Raw genomic sequence first — 17,712 nt, forward strand, 5'->3', positions numbered from 1 at the left:
CTCACCAGCGTAGTGCGCGGGGGTCTGTGGCAGCTCCCCTCTTGCATTCCCCGCGCCGCCATAGCAGCGCGTGGAAGAATGGTTGGATGAGTATGCTGAACCGACCTGCGAACAGCGCCGACAGCGGCGAGATCGTCGCGTCGATGCGCGACTACGAGAGCGCACAGAAGACGGTGTCGAAGCTGATCGCTGCGGAGGTTCCTGCCCGAGACATCGCGATCGTCGGGCAGAGCGTGCGCACCGTGGAGCGCGTCACTGGCAAGCTCGGCTATGCCGCCGCCGCGCGATCCGGCGCGATCAACGGCGTGCTGATCGGACTCTTCCTCTCCGCGATCCTGGTGCTCGGCAACCCCGAGGTCCCGATCCAGCTCTTCGTCGGCTTCGTGTTCATCGGCGTCGCCGTCGGGATGCTGCTGAGCCTGATCACCTACGCGATCGTGCGTCGTCGTCGCGACTTCGCGAGCGTCACGCAGTTCGCGGCCGACCACTACGAGGTCACGGTGATGCCCGCGTCGTTGGCCAAGGCGCGCCTGGCGATCGGCGCCGCACGGCCGGAACCGACCCGCCCTCCCGTCAATCTCGACGAGCCGCCGCGCTACGGAGAGCGGATCGTCCCAGCGGGCGTCGCCCCGGCCCAGCCCGTTCCCGCGACCGCGGGCGAGCCGGTCATCCCGCCGCGCCCTGCGGATCCGGTCGAGCCCGGGGAACCGTCCGAGCACCCGTCATCAGACGCGCCCTCGACCGATCCTGACGCTGCGTCGAGCGAGACACGATGACGTCGCCTTCCGAGCCGCAGCAGCCCGGAGGCTTCCCACCCGCCCCGCCCGCGCCTCCGTCCGCGCACCCGCCTCTGCCGCCGACTCCTGACGCTGCCGTGCCTCCGGCTCCGCCGTATCCGGCGCCGCCACACCCGGCACTCCCGCATCCGGCGCCCGCCTACGCAGCGCCGGGCTATCAGGTGGCGCCTCCGACGCCCGGATACCCGGTTCCCGGGTACCCGGCCGTCGCGCCGACCGTGCCCGCGCGCGGTCTGCTGCCCTGGGTCCTCGGGTTCCTCATCGTCATCCCGTTCCCGTTCGTGGGCGGGATCGCCTCGGGCATCGCGATGGCCGTCAGTGGCGGAGCGTCTCGTCGCGCCGGTGGCATCGCCCGTGAGAATGCCCGCGCGGCCCTCAACTGGGGACTCACGTACCTGCTGATCTCGACGTCGCTGATCGTGCTGCACTTCGTGGTGCTGTTCCTGCTCACCGCCGACAGCCCGGCGACCGGGTTCTACCCGATCGGCATCCCGCTGACGATCTATGTCGCGATCTCGCTCCTGCACCTGGTGCTCGTGATCGTCGGGACGATCCGGGCCTCATCGGGCGCGGTCATGCGCGTGCCGTTCGCGATCCCGTTCGTTCGCGCGTGATGGTCGACATCCCGGTCGAGCTGCCCGCAGGGCCGGAGACCGTGACAGGCGACTGGACCGTGGGCGATCGCGAGGACATCGTGCTCATCGCCCACGGCGCCGGTGCGGGCAAGGACCACCCGTTCCTGGTCGGTCTTGCCGATGCGCTCGGTGCGGAGGGGCTCTCGACACTGCGGTTCAATTTCCCCTATGTCGAGAAGGGCAGACGGATGCCGGGACCCGCCGCGCATGCGATCGCGACGTGGAACGCCGTCGTGGCATGGGCACGCACGCAGGAACCGTCCGCGCGCGTCTGGGCGACCGGCAAGTCCTATGGCGGACGGATGGCGTCGATGGCGGTCGCCGAAGGGCTCGTGGTCGACGGCCTCGCCTACCTCGGGTATCCGCTGCACGCACCGGGCAAGCCGGAGAAGCCGCGGGCGGAGCATCTGCCGGTGATCGCGACCCCGCAGCTGTTCATCGAGGGCACGAACGATCCGTTCATCCAGCCGCTGGAGCAGTTCGAGACCGTCGTCTCCACTTGTCAGAACGCACGAGTGGCCTGGGTCGACGGCGGCGGACACTCTTTCGAGGTGAAGGGGCAGAAGCGCCCTGCAGCCGAGATCGGGGCGTCGTTCGCCCGGGTGATCGCCGAGTTCATCCGCGGCTGAGCCCGCGGATGAGCCTCGACGAGAGCGCCGTCGTGCACCGGGGGCGTCGCTGAGCGTCGGGTTTCAGCCCTGGACGCGGGCGATCCAGGCCTCGACCTCGTCCGCCGTGCGGGGAATGTCCGCCGACAGGTTCACGGGGCCGTCGGCGGTCATCAGGATGTCGTCCTCGATGCGCACGCCGATACCGCGCAGGTCGACGGGCACCGTGAGATCGTCGATCTGGAAGTACAGCCCCGGCTCGATGGTGAACACCATGCCGGGGGCGAGGATGCCGTCGTAGTACATCTCGCGGCGGGCCTGGGCGCAGTCGTGCACGTCGATGCCGAGGTGATGCGAGGTGCCGTGCACCATGTAGCGGCGGTGCTGGCCACCGGCATCCGCGTCGAGGGCCTCTTCTGCGGTGACCGGGAGCAGGCCCCACTCGGCGACGCGCTCAGCGATCACCTTCATGGCGGCGCCGTGCACATCGCGGAATCGCACGCCCACCTGGGCGGCGGCGAAGGCGGCATCGGCGGCCTCTCGGACGGTCTCGTACACGCGGCGCTGCACCTCGGTGAAGGTTCCGGAGACGGGGAGCGTGCGGGTGATGTCGGCCGTGTACAGGCTGTCGGCCTCGGCGCCCGCGTCGACCAGGATCAGGTCACCGGGAACCACGGTGCCGTCGTTGCGCGTCCAGTGCAGGTAGCACGCGTGCGGACCGGAGGCGGCGATCGTGTCGTAGCCCTCGCCGTTGCCGTCCTCGCGTGCGCGACGGTGGAAGACGCCCTCCACGACGCGCTCGCCGCGAGCGTGCGCGACCGCTGACGGGAGTTCGCGGATGATGTCGTCGAAGCCGGCGGCCGTGATCTCCACCGCCTTGCGCATCTCGGCGATCTCGAACTCGTCCTTGATCAGGCGGAGCTCGGAGACCGCGCGGGTCAGATCCTCGTCATCGTCGAGGATCAGCTCGCCGTCGACGGGCTGGAAGGCGGAGAGGTGATCGGTGGCGATGGCGAGGTCGGCGGCGACGCCGGCGAGGGACGGGCGCGGGCCGATCCAGAACTCGCCGACGGTCGCGTCCGCATAGAACTCGGTCGTCGTGCGGTCGGCGCGTTCGCGGAAGTACAGCGTCACCTCGTGCGAGCCGTCGACCGGCTCGAAGACCAGGATCGAATCGGGCTCCGCGTCGGAGGCCCATCCGGTGAGGTGGGCGAACGCGGAGTGTGCACGGAAGACGTAGTCCGTGTCGTTGCTGCGCTGCTTGAGCGAGCCGGCAGGGATGACCAGGCGCTTGCCGGGGAATGCGGCCGAGAGTGCGGCGCGACGAGCGGCGGCGAACGATGCCTGGGCTCGCGGTGCGGGGAGAGTCTCGGGGCGTTCCGCCCACCCGGAGGAGATCGTGTCCAGGAAGCCGCGGGGGAAGGGCTGCTTGCGGTTCGTGTTGCTGTTCTCGACGGCGGGCTCTGCGATCGTGTCGCGTTCTGCGGTGCTCATCCGTCCAGTCTGTCACCTGCGGCGTGAGCGCGGGAGCTCAGCCGGCGGGCTCGAGCTGGACGATCAGTGCGCGGTGGTCGCTTCCGCCGGCATCGTCGAGGACGGCCGACCCGGAGGGGGTCCAGTTGGACGTGGCCATGACGTGGTCGATGGGCGCTCCCGCGAGAGCGGGGAGCGAGCTCGGCCACGTGCCGGACAAGCCGTTGCCGGTGCGGGACGCGACATCGCGGCAATAGCCCATGTCGCCGCCGTCGACACCGAGCGATGCCATGTGATCGATCGTCGCGTTGAAGTCGCCCGCGAGGATGACGTCCCCCGCGGGGCACTGGTCTGCGATCCACTGCAGATCAGAGCGCCACTGCTGCATCTCCTCCATGCGGGGAGCGACCGCATGGACGGCGACGATCGTCGGTCCGCTGCCGTCGATCGGCATCAGCACGACACTCGGCACGGAGCCCGTGTTGCTGGAGCCGTCTTCGGAGGACTGGATGACCGAGTACTCGCCGAGATCGGGGGAGACCAGCACCGTGGTCTGCCAGGACTGGGGGCCGTTCGGGACATCCGGCCGGAACTGCACGTGATGCACCCACATGGGATGCCCCTGCTCGCGCAGCATGATCGCGATGCGCTCGCCGACCGCCTCGGTGGTCTCCGGGAGCGCGACGATGTCGGCACCTTGATCGAGGATCCGCTGCGCGATGGTCTCGGCCGAGACCGCTTCGCCTGCCGTGTTCCAGGTGAGCACGCGGACGCTGCTGTCGGTCTTCGCCGGAAGCGCTGTGGCTCCGAAGCCGCGCGTGACGCCGATGACGCCTGTGGCTCCCGCACCCAGGAGCGCGATGATCAGCACCGAGGCCGCGAATCCTCGCAGCGGACGGATGAAGAGCAGCAGCAGCGCGAGCACCGCGACCACGAGGAAGGCGCCGAGCACGAGGCCTCTGACTGATACGAGCTGCGTGAACGGGTAGGTCTGTTCCAGACGGAAGAACTGCGGCCACACGACGATCGCCGTGGCGATCGCGAGCAGCACGGTGAACAGAATCCCCAGTAGTCGAAGCATCCCGACAAGCCTAGAAGAGCAGGCTGTGAAGTCTCTGCCTCGGTGCTGCGTTCGCGACCGCCACCGACTCCGCTCGGTACGCTCAGAGGATGGTCGATCATCCTCCCCACAGGTTCGCGGGCCCCGCAGACCTGCATCTGCACTCCCACCATTCCGATGGCACGGAGGCGCCGGCCGAGGTGATGCGCCAAGCACACGCGTACGGGGTGCGCACCGTCGCCCTCACCGACCACGATCGCACGAGCGGGTGGGACGAGGCGGCAGCGACGGCCGCCGCTCTCGGCATGACGTTCCTCCCCGGCATGGAGCTCTCTGCCAAGCACGAGTGGCGCAGCGTGCACGTGCTGGGTTACCTCTTCGATCCCGATGATGCCGCGCTCAGTGCGGAGACGGCGCGGATCCGCGACGACCGGATCGGGCGGGCGGAACGGATCGTGCGTCACATCGGACGCGACTACGACCTGCATTGGGACGACGTGCTCGCCCAGACCGTCGCCGACGCCACAGTCGGGCGCCCCCACATCGCGGACGCTCTGGTCGCACGGGGCATCGTGCAGGATCGCACCGAGGCGTTCGACGGGATCCTGCACCCGCGAGCGGGGTACTACGAACCGCACTACGCGCCCGATCCGCTCACGGCGGTGCGGCTGATCACCGAGGCCGGGGGAGTGGCCGTGATCGCCCACCCGGTGACGTCGGGCCGCGATCGCATGATGCCCGTGTCCTTCATCGAACAGTTGATCGCAGCGGGGCTCGGCGGATTCGAGATCGACCATCGCGAGAACACCGCTGCGGGCAAGAAGCTGCTGCACGAGATCGCCGCGACGCACGACCTCATCGTGACGGGCTCCAGCGACTATCACGGCAGTGGAAAGCCCAACCTGCCCGGTGAGAACACCACCTCGGAGGAGATGGTCGCCCGGCTCATCGCGCGGGCGAGCGGGTCGGAACCGCGATACCCCTGACGCGCGTCCGGCATTCTGTCGGCACACTCCCGGCACATTCGCGAGCGGGATTGATACGTTCCTCCGCATGCGCCAAGCGACTTCAGTGGAGCGCCGCGTCGATGTGTTCGTTCATCGTCTGCTGCGGGATGCTCCTGCCGACGGCATGCGTGCCGCTCTGGTCGAGGTCGCGGTGTTCGTCCTCAAGCAGGCGTGGGCGTGCATCTTCGGGGCCGCGCTCCTTGCCGTGATCGTCGCCGCGCGACTCTGGTATCCCGACGACGCCACGATCGCGCGCAACGACGCCTTGACGATCGCGGCTGTGATCATCCAGATCGCGATGCTCGCGTTCCGGCTCGAGAGCGGCCGGGAGCTCTGGGTCATCGTGCTGTTCCACATCACCGGTACCGTGATGGAGCTCTTCAAGACAGACGTCGGGTCGTGGATGTATGCCGCAGACGGCATCCTCCGTATCGGCGGGGTTCCTCTGTTCAGCGGCTTCATGTACGCCGCGGTCGGATCGTACATGGTGCGCGTCTACCGACTCTTCGATCTCGGCTTTACGCGCTATCCTCATCGACTGCTGACGACCGTGGTGGCCCTGGCGATCTACGCGAACTTCTTCACGCACCACTACTGGTGGGATGCGCGCTGGGTGCTGCTCGCCATGGTCGTGCTGCTGTGGATCCCCACGGCGATGCACGCCAGGGTCTGGCGCCGTACTCTTCGTCTGCCGCTGCTGGCGGTCTTCGCGGGTGTGGCCGTCTTCATCTACCTGGCGGAGAACATCGGCACCTGGGCGGGGGCGTGGATGTACCCCGACCAGGCGGACGGCTGGCAGCCGGTGTCGGCCAGCAAGCTCGTGTCGTGGTTCCTGCTGATGATCATCTCGGTCGTGCTGGTCACGTGGGTCTACCCGCCGCGTCCGCCGGGGACGACGAAGGGGGCGGATGCCGCTGTCGCAGCATCCGCCCCCTCAACGATCGATCAGGCGCCGGCCGGAGCCGTCCCTCCACCCGAGCCGCCGCGGCGGCGACGGCGGCGGCGAGCCGGTGCGGGCTTGCCGTCGTGATGTTCCTTGCCTGAGCCGTCGTGCGTTCCCGCGCCTTCGGCGCTGCGGTCGGACGACGCGGTCGGTGCCTCGGCAGCAGGAGTCTGCGCTGCACCTTCCGCAAAGGTCGAGCCGACCGGGGCGGAGCCCCGACGACGACGGCGGCGGCGGGTGCCACCCTCTTCGGTGCCCTCGGCGGCGGCATCCGCTGCACGCTCGGGACGAGGGGTGCGCTCGGTCTTGACGGCCTGAGCCTTCGGAGCGGACGTCAGACGTCCCTTCGTGCCCTGGGGGATGTCGAGGTCGGAGAACAGGTGCGGGCTCGAGGAGTAGGTCTCGACCGGTTCCGGCTGACCGAACTCGAGCGCCCGGTTGATGAGGGCCCACTTGTGCAGGTCCTCCCAGTCGACGAACGTGACGGCGATACCGGTCTTGCCGGCGCGACCCGTGCGGCCGGCGCGGTGCAGGTAGGTCTTGTCCTCATCCGGGATCGTGTGATTGATGACGTGGGTCACATCGTCGACGTCGATACCACGGGCGGCGACGTCGGTGGCGACCAGCACGTCGCGCTTGCCGGCCTTGAAGGCGGCCATCGAGCGCTCGCGCTGGTCCTGGCCCATGTCGCCGTGCACGCCGCCGACGTTGAAGCCGCGGTCGCTCAGCTCGTCCACCAGGCGCTGTGCGGCGCGCTTGGTGCGGGTGAAGATCACCGTCTTGCCGCGACCTTCCGCCTGCAGGATGCGGGCGATGACCTCGTCCTTGTCGAGCGAGTGCGCGCGGTAGACCAGGTGCTTGATGTTCGCCTGGGTGAGGCCCTCATCCGGGTCGGTCGCGCGGATGTGGATCGGATTGGTCATGAAGCGGCGGGCGAGCGCGACGATCGGTCCCGGCATCGTCGCCGAGAAGAGCTGCGTGTGGCGCACTGCGGGGACCTTCTGGAAGATCTTCTCGATGTCGGCGAGGAAGCCGAGGTCGAGCATCTTGTCGGCCTCATCGAGGACGACCTCTGTCGCGTTCGAGAGGTCGAGCAGCCGCTGTCCTGCGAGGTCGATCAGACGGCCGGGCGTGCCGACGACGATCTGGGCGCCGGCCTTGAGCTGGTCGATCTGTCCCTCGTACGCCTTGCCGCCGTAGATCGCGACGACGCTGGTCGAGCGGTTGCTGGTGAGCAGGTCGATGTCCTCGTACACCTGCACAGCGAGCTCGCGGGTGGGCACGACGATGAGCGCCTTGACGCCATGCTCGGGATTCTGGCCGAGCCGCTGGACGACGGGGATGCCGAAGCCGAAGGTCTTCCCGGTTCCGGTCTTGGCCTGTCCGATGATGTCCTGGCCGGGCAGACCGAGCGGGATGGTCTGCGCCTGGATGGGGAACGCGTCGACGATGCCTTTGGCGGCGAGTGCGTCGACGATGTCCTGATCGACTCCGAGATCAGAGAAAGTTGTCACTTGTTCAATTGCCTGTCCGGCGATCGTTCGCAGATCACCACGTAAACGGATCCACGCCGTCTCTTGTGCCACAGGCGCGGGGGCCCGCTCCAACGGCGGGACACGCCCAGCCTACCCGAGCAGGTGCGAACAGCTGGTAGAGGTCGGCCGCGCGGGTATTGTGAACGTCGTGACGAACTGGATGGGCAGTCCCCGTGGTTAAGTGGTTCTGGCAGCGCGATGCCGCCCCGCGGCGTGCTCTGGCATTGCGCAGCCGGGGTGATCAGGGTGACGCGACCCGCGTGGACTTCGCGGAGCTCGCGCCCGAACTGCCGCGCTTCCTCGGGCAGGCCGCCTATCTGCAGCTCGGCTACTTCGAGACGCTCACGCGCCTCATCCGTGCCACGCCGGAACTGTCCGAGAAGGAATCGCTGTCGCGGGCGGCCGGTGCCACTCTCACCAAGCACCGCGCGATCGTCGAGCTGATCACCGAGCGCGGCGACGATCCGACCCAGTTGATGCTCCCGTTCCGGGAACATCTCGACGCGTTCCGACGCAAGACGATCGGTGCACGCCCCCGAGAGACACTTCTCGCCGTCTACATCACCGCCGGCATGCTCGATGACTTCTATCTCGCGCTCGCATCCAGCTACGGCGATGCGGGGCGTCGAGTCGCCGACATCCTGCGCGAGGACGATGCGCGCCACGAGATCGTCGCGATCATCCAGGAGACGATCGAAAGCGACGAAGAGTGGCGTTCGCTGCTGTCGATGTGGGCTCGTCGTCTGGTCGGAGACACGATCCTGGTGTGCCGTTCCGCGTTGCGGCCGGAGTCCCTCGCGGCAGACGACGCACGCATCGAACCGGTCTACACCGAGCTCATGGGCGCGCACGCGCGTCGCATGGACGCGATGGGGCTCGCCTCCTAGCGATCACGCACGCCCCGGGCGTCAGATCCCGAGGGCGGCCTTCGCTGTGGCATCCGAGCGGCGGCGAGCGGCCACGATCACCAGAGTCGCGAGTGCTGCCACGCCGACCGCTCCGACCACGCTCGCCAGCCACAGCCAGACGCTGTCCTCGCCGACACCGCCCCATTGCAGCCCGGTGTAGACGATCGCGGAGGTCGCGGTGGCGATCGCCGGCGTGAGCGCGACGCCGCGCAGCTCACGACCGCCGATCAGGAAGTGCGCGGCGATGCCCAGCACGCACGCGCCGATGAGCGCGAGGAGGATGTACACGATCGGATCAGGCGACGAAGCCGACGCGGCGGAGTTCCTCGGTGCCCAGCTCGATGTAGGCGAGGTTCGCGGTCGGGACGATGTAGGAGTTGCCCTTGACATCGGAGAAGCTCAGGTGCGGCGTGCTCTGCTCGAGTGCCGCAGCGACCTGGCTGCGGATCTCGTCAGCGCTCGAGCCGGTGTCGAAGCTCAGCTCGCGGCCGGTGTTGATGATTCCGATGCGGATTTCCACGCGTGCTCCTTGCGATACGGGACGGGCGGACGCCGTCAGACGCCGCCGTTCGAGGACTCGCCCAACTCTACCCCGGGCGCTCGGGCCGGGGTCTGCTGCGGCCCCCGGTTTCGCCGTGAGCGCACACCCGGGCTGGCGCGGACGGGCGGTGATGTCGGCGCGTCCGGCTAGCGTGGAAGACATGACAGGGGATGCTGCGCAACGAGCCGTCGTGACGGCCGAGACACACGCATCAGGGGTCATCATCGGCGCACCGGGCACGGGCAAGACGCGTGCGCTCGTCGATCGGGTGGTGCATCTGCTCGACGTCGAGAGCCTGCATCCGGAAGAAGTGCTCGTGCTCACTCCCAGCAGGCAGGCCGCGACGTCATTGCGCGACCGCATCGGCGTGCGCATCGGCCAGGCGACGCCGGGCCCGCTCGCGCGCTCTCTGGGGTCGTTCGCGTTCCAGGTGGTGCGTGGTGCGATGGTCCGTGCCGGTGCCGAGCCTCCCGCGCTGCTCACCGGGGCGGACCAGGACCGGATCATCGCGGAACTGCTCGCGGGCGATGAGGAAGACGGACTGATCGCGTGGCCGGAGGCTCTCAGCGCCTCGGTCAGGGCGTCGAAGGGCTTCCGATCCGAGCTGCGCGCGTTCCTCGCCGAATGCACCGAGCTCGGCGCTCGGCCCGGTGAACTTCGCGACGCCGGCGACCCGGTCTGGGCTGCCGCCGCAGAGTTCCTCGTCGAGTACCGATCGGTGCTCGACGCCCTGCGTTCGGCGCACCGTGACGCCGCGGACCTCCTCAGCGAGGCCAGTGCGATCCTGCAGACGGCCGACGACGCGACTCTCGGGCCCCTTGCTCCGCTGCGCGTCGTGCTGATCGACGATGCCCAGGAGCTGACCCGCGGCGGGATCGCCGTGGTCCGGGCCCTGCGTGGGCGCGGCGTCGCCGTGCACGCGTTCGGAGACCCCGACATCTCCTCCGGCACATTCCGCGGAGCGAGCCCTGAACTGTTCGCGCAGCTCGCCGGAGCGCTCGGCGAGGTGCACGTGCTCGATGAGCCCCATCGGCAGAAACCCGCCCTCACGGCGCTCACCCGAACGATCACCCAGGCGATCGGCGTCTCCGGACGCGTCGAGCACCGCCGTCCCCCTGGAACCACCGACGGCGACGATGCGGAGGCGACATCAGCGGTGTCGACCTTCGTCGCACCGTCGCCTCATGAGGAGCTCGACAGGATCGCCGGTGTGATGCGCGAGTGGCATCTCACCGCGGGGATCCGGTGGGATCGGATGGCGGTCATCGCCCACGACACACGGCAGGTGACGCAGCTGGAGACCGAGCTCGCCGCGCGCGAGATCCCGACCAAGGCCGCAGGGGTGCAACGTCCGCTCGGCAGTGAGGGCATCGTGCGGGACATCGTCGGTATCGTGCGCCTGGCGCTGACTCCCGTCGAGGACCGCACCGCCTTGGAGCTGGAAGAAGCCCTGCGGACACCGTTCGGAGGGATGGACGCGATCGGTCTGCGACGGTTGCGCGCGCGTCTGCGGCACATCGAGCTCGAGCAGGGCGGTTCGACCCCTGCGCGCGAACTGCTGCGGCGGGCCATGGCGAAGCCGGCGCATTTCACGCTCATCGACGCACCCGAGTCGCGCACGGCGGCACGGTTCGCCGACACGATCGCCGCACTCGAGACGGCTGCAGCCTCCGGCGAGACCGTGCACGATCTCCTCTGGCGGGTGTGGGATCAGGCCCGCGCGGTGGACGGTCGTCGGCTCCACGTCGCCTGGCGTGAGATATCCATGCAGCCGACCGGAGCGGAGACGGCCAGGGCCCTGGACGCTCTCGTGTCCCTGTTCGACGCGGCGAAACGGTTCGTCGAACGCACGCCGAACGAACACCCCGAGGTGTTCGTGCGCGACATCCTCGACAGCGAGGTGCCAGAGGACTCCCTCTCGACGCCCGACCGTCCCGGCAGAGTCACGTTGCTCACTCCCGCGACCGCGCTCGGCACCGAGTTCGACGCGGTCGTCGTGGCGGGAGTGCAGGACGGCGTCTGGCCGAACGTGCGCCTTCGCGGCGGCATGCTCCAGACCTGGCGGCTCGCGGATGCGCTCGCGGCGAGCCGCACCGGCATGCGCGTCGAGGCGCCGACACCGCTCGACCGGCGCCGCAGCGCGCTCCACGACGAGCTGAGACTGTTCGTCCGTGCGGTCTCCCGGGCGCGTGATCGTCTGCTCATCACCGCTGTGGACGACGACGACATGACGCCGAGCGCCTTCTTCGGGTTCCTTCCGCCGCCGGATCCTCCCGAGCGGCACGCCTCGGCGGAGCACCCGCTCACGCTGCGGGGCTCCGTGGCCCGCAACCGGCGCGTGCTCACGACGTCCCGCGTCGAGTCGGTACGCCAGGACGCCGCCGAACAACTCGCTGTTCTGGCGCGCGAAGGTGTGCCCGGTGCCGACCCTGTGGACTGGTACGGGGTGGTGCCCGTCTCGACGCAGGTCCCACTGCGGGATCTCGAGGTCGAGGGTGCACGGGTGTCGCCGTCGAAGATGGAGTCCTATGAGGAGTGCGGCCTGAACTGGGTGGTCTCGGCCCTCGGCGGCGACACCGTGATGCCGCCCACGGCGGGGATAGGCACGATCGTGCACGAGGCGATGGAGAGGGTGCCGGATGGTGACCTCGAGCGCATGCGCGCGATCGTGGCGGAGCATTGGCCGGAACTCGATTTCGAGACCGAATGGATCGGACGCAAGGAACGCCGACGCGCGGATCTGTTCGTGGATCGTCTGCACACCTATCTGGGGGAGGTGCGCGCCGATGGCGGACGAGTGCTCGGCAGCGAAGCGCGCTTCGACTTCGCGGTCGCCCTCGGCGACGATCACGTCGCTCCGCAGGTGCGGCCGGTGGACGCCGAGGATATCGGGCCGCGTGCCATCGTGAGCGGATACATCGACCGCGTCGAGGCCTATCCCGAGGGGCACGGCGAGCACGCTCATGCCCGGGGGCGCGGCTGGGTGGAGATGGCTCCCGGTGCCGACGGCGAACGAGCGGTCGTGGTCGACCTCAAGACGGGGAAGACCGATCCGGAGTCCGACTCCGGGGTCGTCGAGCATGCCCAGCTCGCCGCCTACCAGGTCGCCGTGCAGCAGGGACTGATCGACGGTGCGGCCCCTGCGGCGCTCGCGGGCGCACGGCTCGTCATCGTCTCCAAGACGCTGGCGAAGAGCGACTATCGCATCGCACACCAGCATCCCCTCGATGACGAGGCGCGGAGCGCGTTCCTCCGACGAGTGGCCGACGCCGCCCGCGGGATGTCGGCGTCGAGCTTCACGGCGCAGGTCGAGTCCCACTGCGCCGACACGCAGCGGCGCGTGCACCCCTGCCGCATCCACACGGTTCCGGCGGTGAGCGCGTGACGGGCTGGGAGGGTGCGTACGGCATCTCCGCGACGGATGTCGCCGCCGCCCTGGGGCAGCCCTCGCCGACCGCGGCGCAACAGCGCGTGATCGAAGCGCCGCCTGAGCCCGCGCTCGTCGTCGCGGGTGCCGGCAGCGGCAAGACCGAGACCATGTCGGGCCGCGTGGTCTGGCTCGTCGCGAACGGTCATGTGCGCCGAGACGAGATCCTGGGACTCACGTTCACGCGCAAGGCCGCAGGCGAACTCTCCGAGCGGATCGGTGCGCGTCTCGCCCTGATCGACGAGTACGGCCGTCGCGGCCTGCTCCCGCATCTGCCGGAGATCGTCCGCTCCGGCGCATTGCGCCGTGTCGACGACGCCGCGGCCGGGAGACAGCGCGATGTGGTGCGGGCGCACGTGCTCGATGAGCTCGCGGCCACGCACGGCACCGGCTGGAACCCCGCCGCCGCACGCTCGGCGGAGGACCTCATGATCCGGCCCCGCGTCTCGACGTACAACGCATTCGCCGACGGTATCGTGCGTGAGCATGCGGCGCGGATCGGGCGCGACCCCGACGTGGCGATGCTCAGCCAGGCCGCCTCCTGGATCCTGGCGCGCGAAGTGGTGCTGCGCTCCGACCTCCCCGAGCTCGAAGGCATCGACTATGCCCTCGGGACGGTGATCGATGCGGTGCAGCGTCTCGCCGGCGATGCGCTCGATCACCGCGTGGATCTCGATCGCGCGGAGAGGATCGCGCGGGAACAGGCTCGTGCATTCGAGCCGTACCGTGGCAATGGCGACGTCGAGAAGGCCGCGACCAACCTGCTCAGCCTGCCCACGATCACCCACCTCGTGCGCGACTACATCGCCGAGAAGCAGCGCCGTGGCGTGCTCGACTTCGCCGATCAGGTGGGTGGCGCCTATGACATCGTCGAGTCGGCGCCCGATGTACGTGCGGAACTGCGGGAACTGCACCGCGTGGTCCTGCTCGACGAGTATCAGGACACCTCGGTGATCCAGACGAAGTTCCTCGCCGAGCTCTTCCGTGACGCGGCGGTCATGGCCGTCGGCGATCCTCACCAGTCCATCTACGGCTGGCGCGGTGCCAGCGCCGACAACCTCTACGCCTTCTCCCGCTCGTTCTCGAGCCAGGGTGAAGTCCAGACCTACAGCCTGATGACCAGCTGGCGCAACGACCGGCGCATCCTGGACATCGCGAACAGCGTGCTCACTCCGCTCCAGCGGCCCGAGCTCGACGTTCCGCCCCTCGATCCACGGCCAGGGGCCGATGCGGGGGCGGTCACCGTGCGCTATCCGTTCACCGTGGACGACGAAGCCTCCGATGTCGCCGAATGGTTCGCCGAGCGTCGTGCGGCGCACGACGCGGATCCGACGCGCACGCGCCCACACACCGGTGCGATCCTGTTCCGCTCCAAGCGGCACATGCAGACCTTCGCCGCGGCACTCGCAGCGCGGGGCATCCCGCATCGTATTCTCGGCCTCGGCGGGCTGCTGGCCACGCCCGAGGTGGTCGACGTCGTCTCTGTGTTGCGAGTGGTGCATGATCCGACCGCGGGCTCCGCACTGATCCGCCTCCTCACCGGTCCTCGGTTCGGCGTGGGCGTGGCCGACATGGCGGCGCTGTACGACCTCGGCCGAACATTGGCGGAGCGCGATACCGCGATGATGCCGCTGCCCGACGAGGTGCGAGCGCGTCTGCGCTCCTCGCGCGGTGCCGATGAAGCCGTGTCTATCGTCGATGCGGTCGATGTCGTTCGCGCCGTGCGTGACGACTACCGCATGCTGGAGGCCATCACGCCGGACGGACGTCAGCGCATCCGCGCCGCGGGAGAGATGCTCGAACGGCTGCGGCGCGCGTCGTCGCAGCCGATCCCCGAGCTGATCCGCTTGATCGAGCTCGAGCTGCGCCTCGACATCGAACTGGCGGCGAACGAGACACGCGGCCCGGCGCGCATCGCGGCGACCCAGCTGCGCGCCTTCTCCGACGAGGTGCGCGCATTCCTCGCCGCCGACGATCGCGGGACCATCGGGAGTCTGCTCGCGTGGCTCGCCAAGGCCGAGAGCACCGATGAGCTGATGCCACGGCCGGAGCCGCCGGAACCCGGCGTGGTGCAGCTGCTCACGATCCATGGCTCCAAGGGCCTCGAGTGGGATGCCGTGGCCGTCGTTCGGCTGGTGGTCGATGAGCTGCCCGGCCGGGTCTCCGACACCTCGGGGTGGTTCGGGTTCGGTGTGGTGCCGTTCGCGTTGCGTGGTGACCGCGACGCGCTCCCGACCTTCACATGGGACCCCGAGTCGGCGATGGAGGGCGAGAGCGATCCGAAGAAGAGACAGGCGCTCGCCCAGTCGTCGTTGTCCGGAGGCGTGACCAAGGCGAACCCGCAGGGGGGAGCGCTGAAGCGGTTCAAAGATGACTATCGGCAGTACCAGCAGCAGGAGGAGCGCCGACTGGCGTATGTGGCCGTGACCCGCGCGCGCACGGACCTGTTGCTCAGCGGTTCGCACTGGGCTGGACAGAAGTCTCCGCGCATGCCCAGCCCCTACCTGGTGGAGGCGATGGAGGTCCTCGGCCTTGAGGCCATCGAGCCGGTCGACCCGGATGAGAATCCCTATGACGGTCCCGGATCGACGCTCAGCTGGCCCCTCGACCCCTTGGGCGGCCGCCGCGCCGTGGTCACTGCGGCCGCGGAAGCTGTCCGGAGCGCTGCGACGAGGGGGGAAGGTCTCGAGCCGTCGCCCGAGTTGGCGAGGCTGCTCGCCGAGCGCGCGGCGCGCCTGCGAGGTGCGGACGCCGTCGCCCCCACCCGTGTCCCGGCCTCGCGGTTCAAGGACTACGTGACGGATTTCTCCGGCACGCTGTCGTCGATCGTGCGGCCGATGCCCGAGCGTCCCTACCGTCAGACGCGTCTGGGCACCCTGTTCCACGCCTGGGTGGAACGTCGCTCAGAACTGGTCGGCGTGGGCAGCCGTGTCGATGAGGCCCTGTGGGAGCTCGACGAGGACGAGTCCTCAGCCGCCGTGCCGGACGCGTTCTCGGGCGAGCCCTCGGTCACAGCATCGGACGACGCAGCCCTCGCCGCGCTGCAATCGACGTTCGAGCGCAGCGAATGGGGCCCACTGCTCCCGATCGCCGTCGAGATCGAGATCGACTTCGCCTTGGGGGGAGGGATGCTCGGCGTCGAAGCCGACCCCGAGCATCGCGAACACATCGTGATCTGCAAGCTCGACGCGGTCTACCGCCGGGAGGACCGCGGCGGTCGCATCGAGATCGTGGACTGGAAGACGGGAAAGGCTCCGAAGACCGCGCAGGAGCGCGAGGAGCGCATGCTGCAGCTGGCGTTGTACCGACTCGCGTATCACCGTCGGTTCGACGTTCCGCTCGAGGAGATCGACGTCGCGCTCTACTACGTCGGCGATGACCTCATCATCCGTGACGACCGGATCTACTCCGAGGAAGAGCTCTTCCAGCGCTGGAGCGCGGCGCGCGCGGCACGCTGAGCTTCCTCTTCGGAGTCGAAGTCCGCATCGGCGGCCGAATCGGTGTCGGGGGAGCGAAGTGGATGCGACTCTTCACGCACCCCGGCGGCGCCCGTCGTCCCGGCGAACAGCCCGCTCACGCCGGAGAGGTCCTCGGTCTCGACGGTGAGCATCTCCGCCCGGCGCGCGGCGTCGGCGTCGCCGTCCTCACGCGTAGTCGAGGGGAGCGGTTGCACGGGCCCGGTCTTCTCGGCGTCGGCGTTCGTGTCGAGCCACAGCTCGTCGGGGTTGTACGCATCGGTCTGCATCGAGGTGTCGATCGCGGAACCGGTTTCGACGGGCACGCGATCCAGCGCGTCCATCGCGGAATCGACTCCCGCCCCGAGAGTGGCGATCACGCTGAGATCGTCGTCGCGCAGGCCGTCAGCGAGGGATTCCAGGAGCGCAGCGGCGTCGTCGACGATGTCGCTGCGGCGCATCGAGTCACCGTGGACCAGCCAGCGCGCGAACTCCAGTTCCGCGAGAAGCCGCGCACGCACGTCGAGCGCGGCATCGGGAACCCGGTCGAGGCTTCGGGAGTACGAGGCATGCACATCGGGCGCGGCATCCGGCGCCGCCGACAACCAGGCGAGATCGACGGCGGGGTCTCCCACGGCGAGTCCGTGCCAGCCGACCAGGCCGGTGACCTCGGGTCCGCGCTCGGGATCGTCGTCGAACAGGAAGGATGTCGACTGGACGCCGCCGAGCACCACGGTGGACTCGAAGCGCCAGAGGTCATCGTCGCTGATCGCCTGCCTCCACCGCACCGTCAGGCGGGCGGGGACGCGCCCGGTCGCGGCGGCTTCGTCGATGAGGCGCGCCAGTTCCTCCCGGCTCTCCTCCGCTGACTTCGAGACGAGGCCGGCGCCACGCACGACCGAGGTGGGCAGCCCGTGGACCGCTGCGATCGCCGCGCCCATCGACTCGGCTGCGCCGCGCCCTGACGGGACCATCGCCGCTTCGATCTGGAATCCGGGGAGAAGTCCGGTGACGAGCGCGCGACCTTCTCCGACGCGCGTCTCGCCGATGTACTCCGGGGCCTTGAACGGCAGCATGGCGCGCGCTCCCGCCGTGAGTGCGCGGAGCGCCAGAGCCTCTGCGGCCAGTTCCCGCCCGGTCTCATCGTCATCGGCGATGCGGATCGCGAGCTCGCGTCCGTCGGCGAGCGTGGCCACGGCGGAGTCGAATCGTCCGTCAGCGGCGGCCGTCAGTGCGCGAGCGCCCGTGACCTCCGCCCCGGGCAGTGCAGCCGTCACTGCCGCGGCTAGAGTGAAAGGAGAGCGTCCCATGCCCTTAGGGTAG

Annotated in this window: 14 protein-coding genes; 8 read left to right on the plus strand and 6 right to left on the minus strand. The window is 69.3% G+C overall.

Annotated features, from left to right (window positions below; all coding sequences use genetic code 11):
• Positions 1-86 precede the first annotated feature (86 nt).
• The 3 genes from MRBLWO12_RS03235 to MRBLWO12_RS03245 are packed head-to-tail and all read left to right on the plus strand — an operon-like array spanning position 87 to position 2,061.
• A complete protein-coding gene (locus MRBLWO12_RS03235; RefSeq protein WP_363552638.1) occupies positions 87-776 on the plus strand; it encodes a general stress protein in 690 nt (229 codons plus the stop codon).
• On the plus strand, positions 773-1,411 hold the full coding sequence (locus tag MRBLWO12_RS03240; RefSeq protein WP_363552640.1) for a DUF4870 domain-containing protein: 639 nt from the start codon (positions 773-775) through the stop codon (positions 1,409-1,411). The genes MRBLWO12_RS03235 and MRBLWO12_RS03240 overlap by 4 nt, the downstream gene beginning before the upstream one ends.
• Entirely contained in the window at positions 1,411-2,061 is a 651-nt protein-coding gene (locus tag MRBLWO12_RS03245; protein WP_363552642.1) for an alpha/beta family hydrolase, read from the plus strand. The genes MRBLWO12_RS03240 and MRBLWO12_RS03245 overlap by 1 nt, the downstream gene beginning before the upstream one ends.
• A gap of 63 nt (positions 2,062-2,124) precedes the next feature.
• On the opposite strand, the gene MRBLWO12_RS03250 is transcribed toward MRBLWO12_RS03245, so the two are convergent.
• Both MRBLWO12_RS03250 and MRBLWO12_RS03255 read right to left on the minus strand, forming a co-directional pair.
• Positions 2,125-3,534: an aminopeptidase P family protein gene (locus MRBLWO12_RS03250; RefSeq protein WP_363552644.1), complete on the minus strand. Its 1,410-nt coding sequence runs from the start codon at positions 3,532-3,534 to the stop codon at positions 2,125-2,127.
• A gap of 37 nt (positions 3,535-3,571) precedes the next feature.
• The gene (locus tag MRBLWO12_RS03255) at positions 3,572-4,594 is read right to left on the minus strand and encodes an endonuclease/exonuclease/phosphatase family protein (RefSeq protein WP_363552646.1); all 1,023 of its coding nucleotides are present in this window, start codon (positions 4,592-4,594) and stop codon (positions 3,572-3,574) included.
• Between the two features lie 89 nt (positions 4,595-4,683).
• Between MRBLWO12_RS03255 and MRBLWO12_RS03260 the strand changes: the two genes are divergently transcribed.
• Positions 4,684-5,559 carry a PHP domain-containing protein gene (locus MRBLWO12_RS03260; protein WP_363552648.1) on the plus strand — a complete coding sequence of 292 codons (876 nt, stop codon included), beginning with the start codon at positions 4,684-4,686 and terminating at the stop codon, positions 5,557-5,559.
• 67 nt (positions 5,560-5,626) lie between these two features.
• Positions 5,627-6,610: a DUF817 domain-containing protein gene (locus MRBLWO12_RS03265; RefSeq protein ID WP_363552650.1), complete on the plus strand. Its 984-nt coding sequence runs from the start codon at positions 5,627-5,629 to the stop codon at positions 6,608-6,610.
• Here the strand turns inward: MRBLWO12_RS03265 and MRBLWO12_RS03270 are convergent.
• Complete coding sequence (locus tag MRBLWO12_RS03270) at positions 6,526-8,037, minus strand: DEAD/DEAH box helicase (protein WP_363552652.1); 1,512 nt, start codon at positions 8,035-8,037, stop codon at positions 6,526-6,528. The two genes, MRBLWO12_RS03265 and MRBLWO12_RS03270, sit on opposite strands and share 85 nt — an antisense overlap.
• Before the next feature lie 194 nt (positions 8,038-8,231).
• On the opposite strand from MRBLWO12_RS03270, the gene MRBLWO12_RS03275 reads away from it, so the two are divergent.
• A complete protein-coding gene (locus tag MRBLWO12_RS03275; RefSeq protein WP_363552654.1) occupies positions 8,232-8,945 on the plus strand; it encodes a ferritin-like fold-containing protein in 714 nt (237 codons plus the stop codon).
• Positions 8,946-8,966: 21 nt separating this feature from the next.
• On the opposite strand, the gene MRBLWO12_RS03280 is transcribed toward MRBLWO12_RS03275, so the two are convergent.
• Both MRBLWO12_RS03280 and MRBLWO12_RS03285 read right to left on the minus strand, forming a co-directional pair.
• Positions 8,967-9,254 carry a hypothetical protein gene (locus MRBLWO12_RS03280; RefSeq protein ID WP_363552656.1) on the minus strand — a complete coding sequence of 96 codons (288 nt, stop codon included), beginning with the start codon at positions 9,252-9,254 and terminating at the stop codon, positions 8,967-8,969.
• 7 nt (positions 9,255-9,261) lie between these two features.
• Complete coding sequence (locus MRBLWO12_RS03285; RefSeq protein ID WP_363552658.1) at positions 9,262-9,486, minus strand: DUF3107 domain-containing protein; 225 nt, start codon at positions 9,484-9,486, stop codon at positions 9,262-9,264.
• 181 nt (positions 9,487-9,667) lie between these two features.
• On the opposite strand from MRBLWO12_RS03285, the gene MRBLWO12_RS03290 reads away from it, so the two are divergent.
• Both MRBLWO12_RS03290 and MRBLWO12_RS03295 read left to right on the plus strand, forming a co-directional pair.
• The gene (locus tag MRBLWO12_RS03290; RefSeq protein WP_363552660.1) at positions 9,668-12,892 is read left to right on the plus strand and encodes an ATP-dependent helicase; all 3,225 of its coding nucleotides are present in this window, start codon (positions 9,668-9,670) and stop codon (positions 12,890-12,892) included.
• Positions 12,889-16,392 carry an ATP-dependent DNA helicase gene (locus MRBLWO12_RS03295; protein WP_363552662.1) on the plus strand — a complete coding sequence of 1,168 codons (3,504 nt, stop codon included), beginning with the start codon at positions 12,889-12,891 and terminating at the stop codon, positions 16,390-16,392. The genes MRBLWO12_RS03290 and MRBLWO12_RS03295 overlap by 4 nt, the downstream gene beginning before the upstream one ends.
• Here the strand turns inward: MRBLWO12_RS03295 and MRBLWO12_RS03300 are convergent.
• Positions 16,338-17,699: a phosphotransferase gene (locus tag MRBLWO12_RS03300; RefSeq protein WP_363552664.1), complete on the minus strand. Its 1,362-nt coding sequence runs from the start codon at positions 17,697-17,699 to the stop codon at positions 16,338-16,340. The genes MRBLWO12_RS03295 and MRBLWO12_RS03300 overlap by 55 nt on opposite strands.
• Positions 17,700-17,712 lie beyond the last annotated feature (13 nt).

Source organism: Microbacterium sp. LWO12-1.2 (assembly GCF_040675875.1).
Lineage (GTDB): Bacteria > Actinomycetota > Actinomycetes > Actinomycetales > Microbacteriaceae > Microbacterium.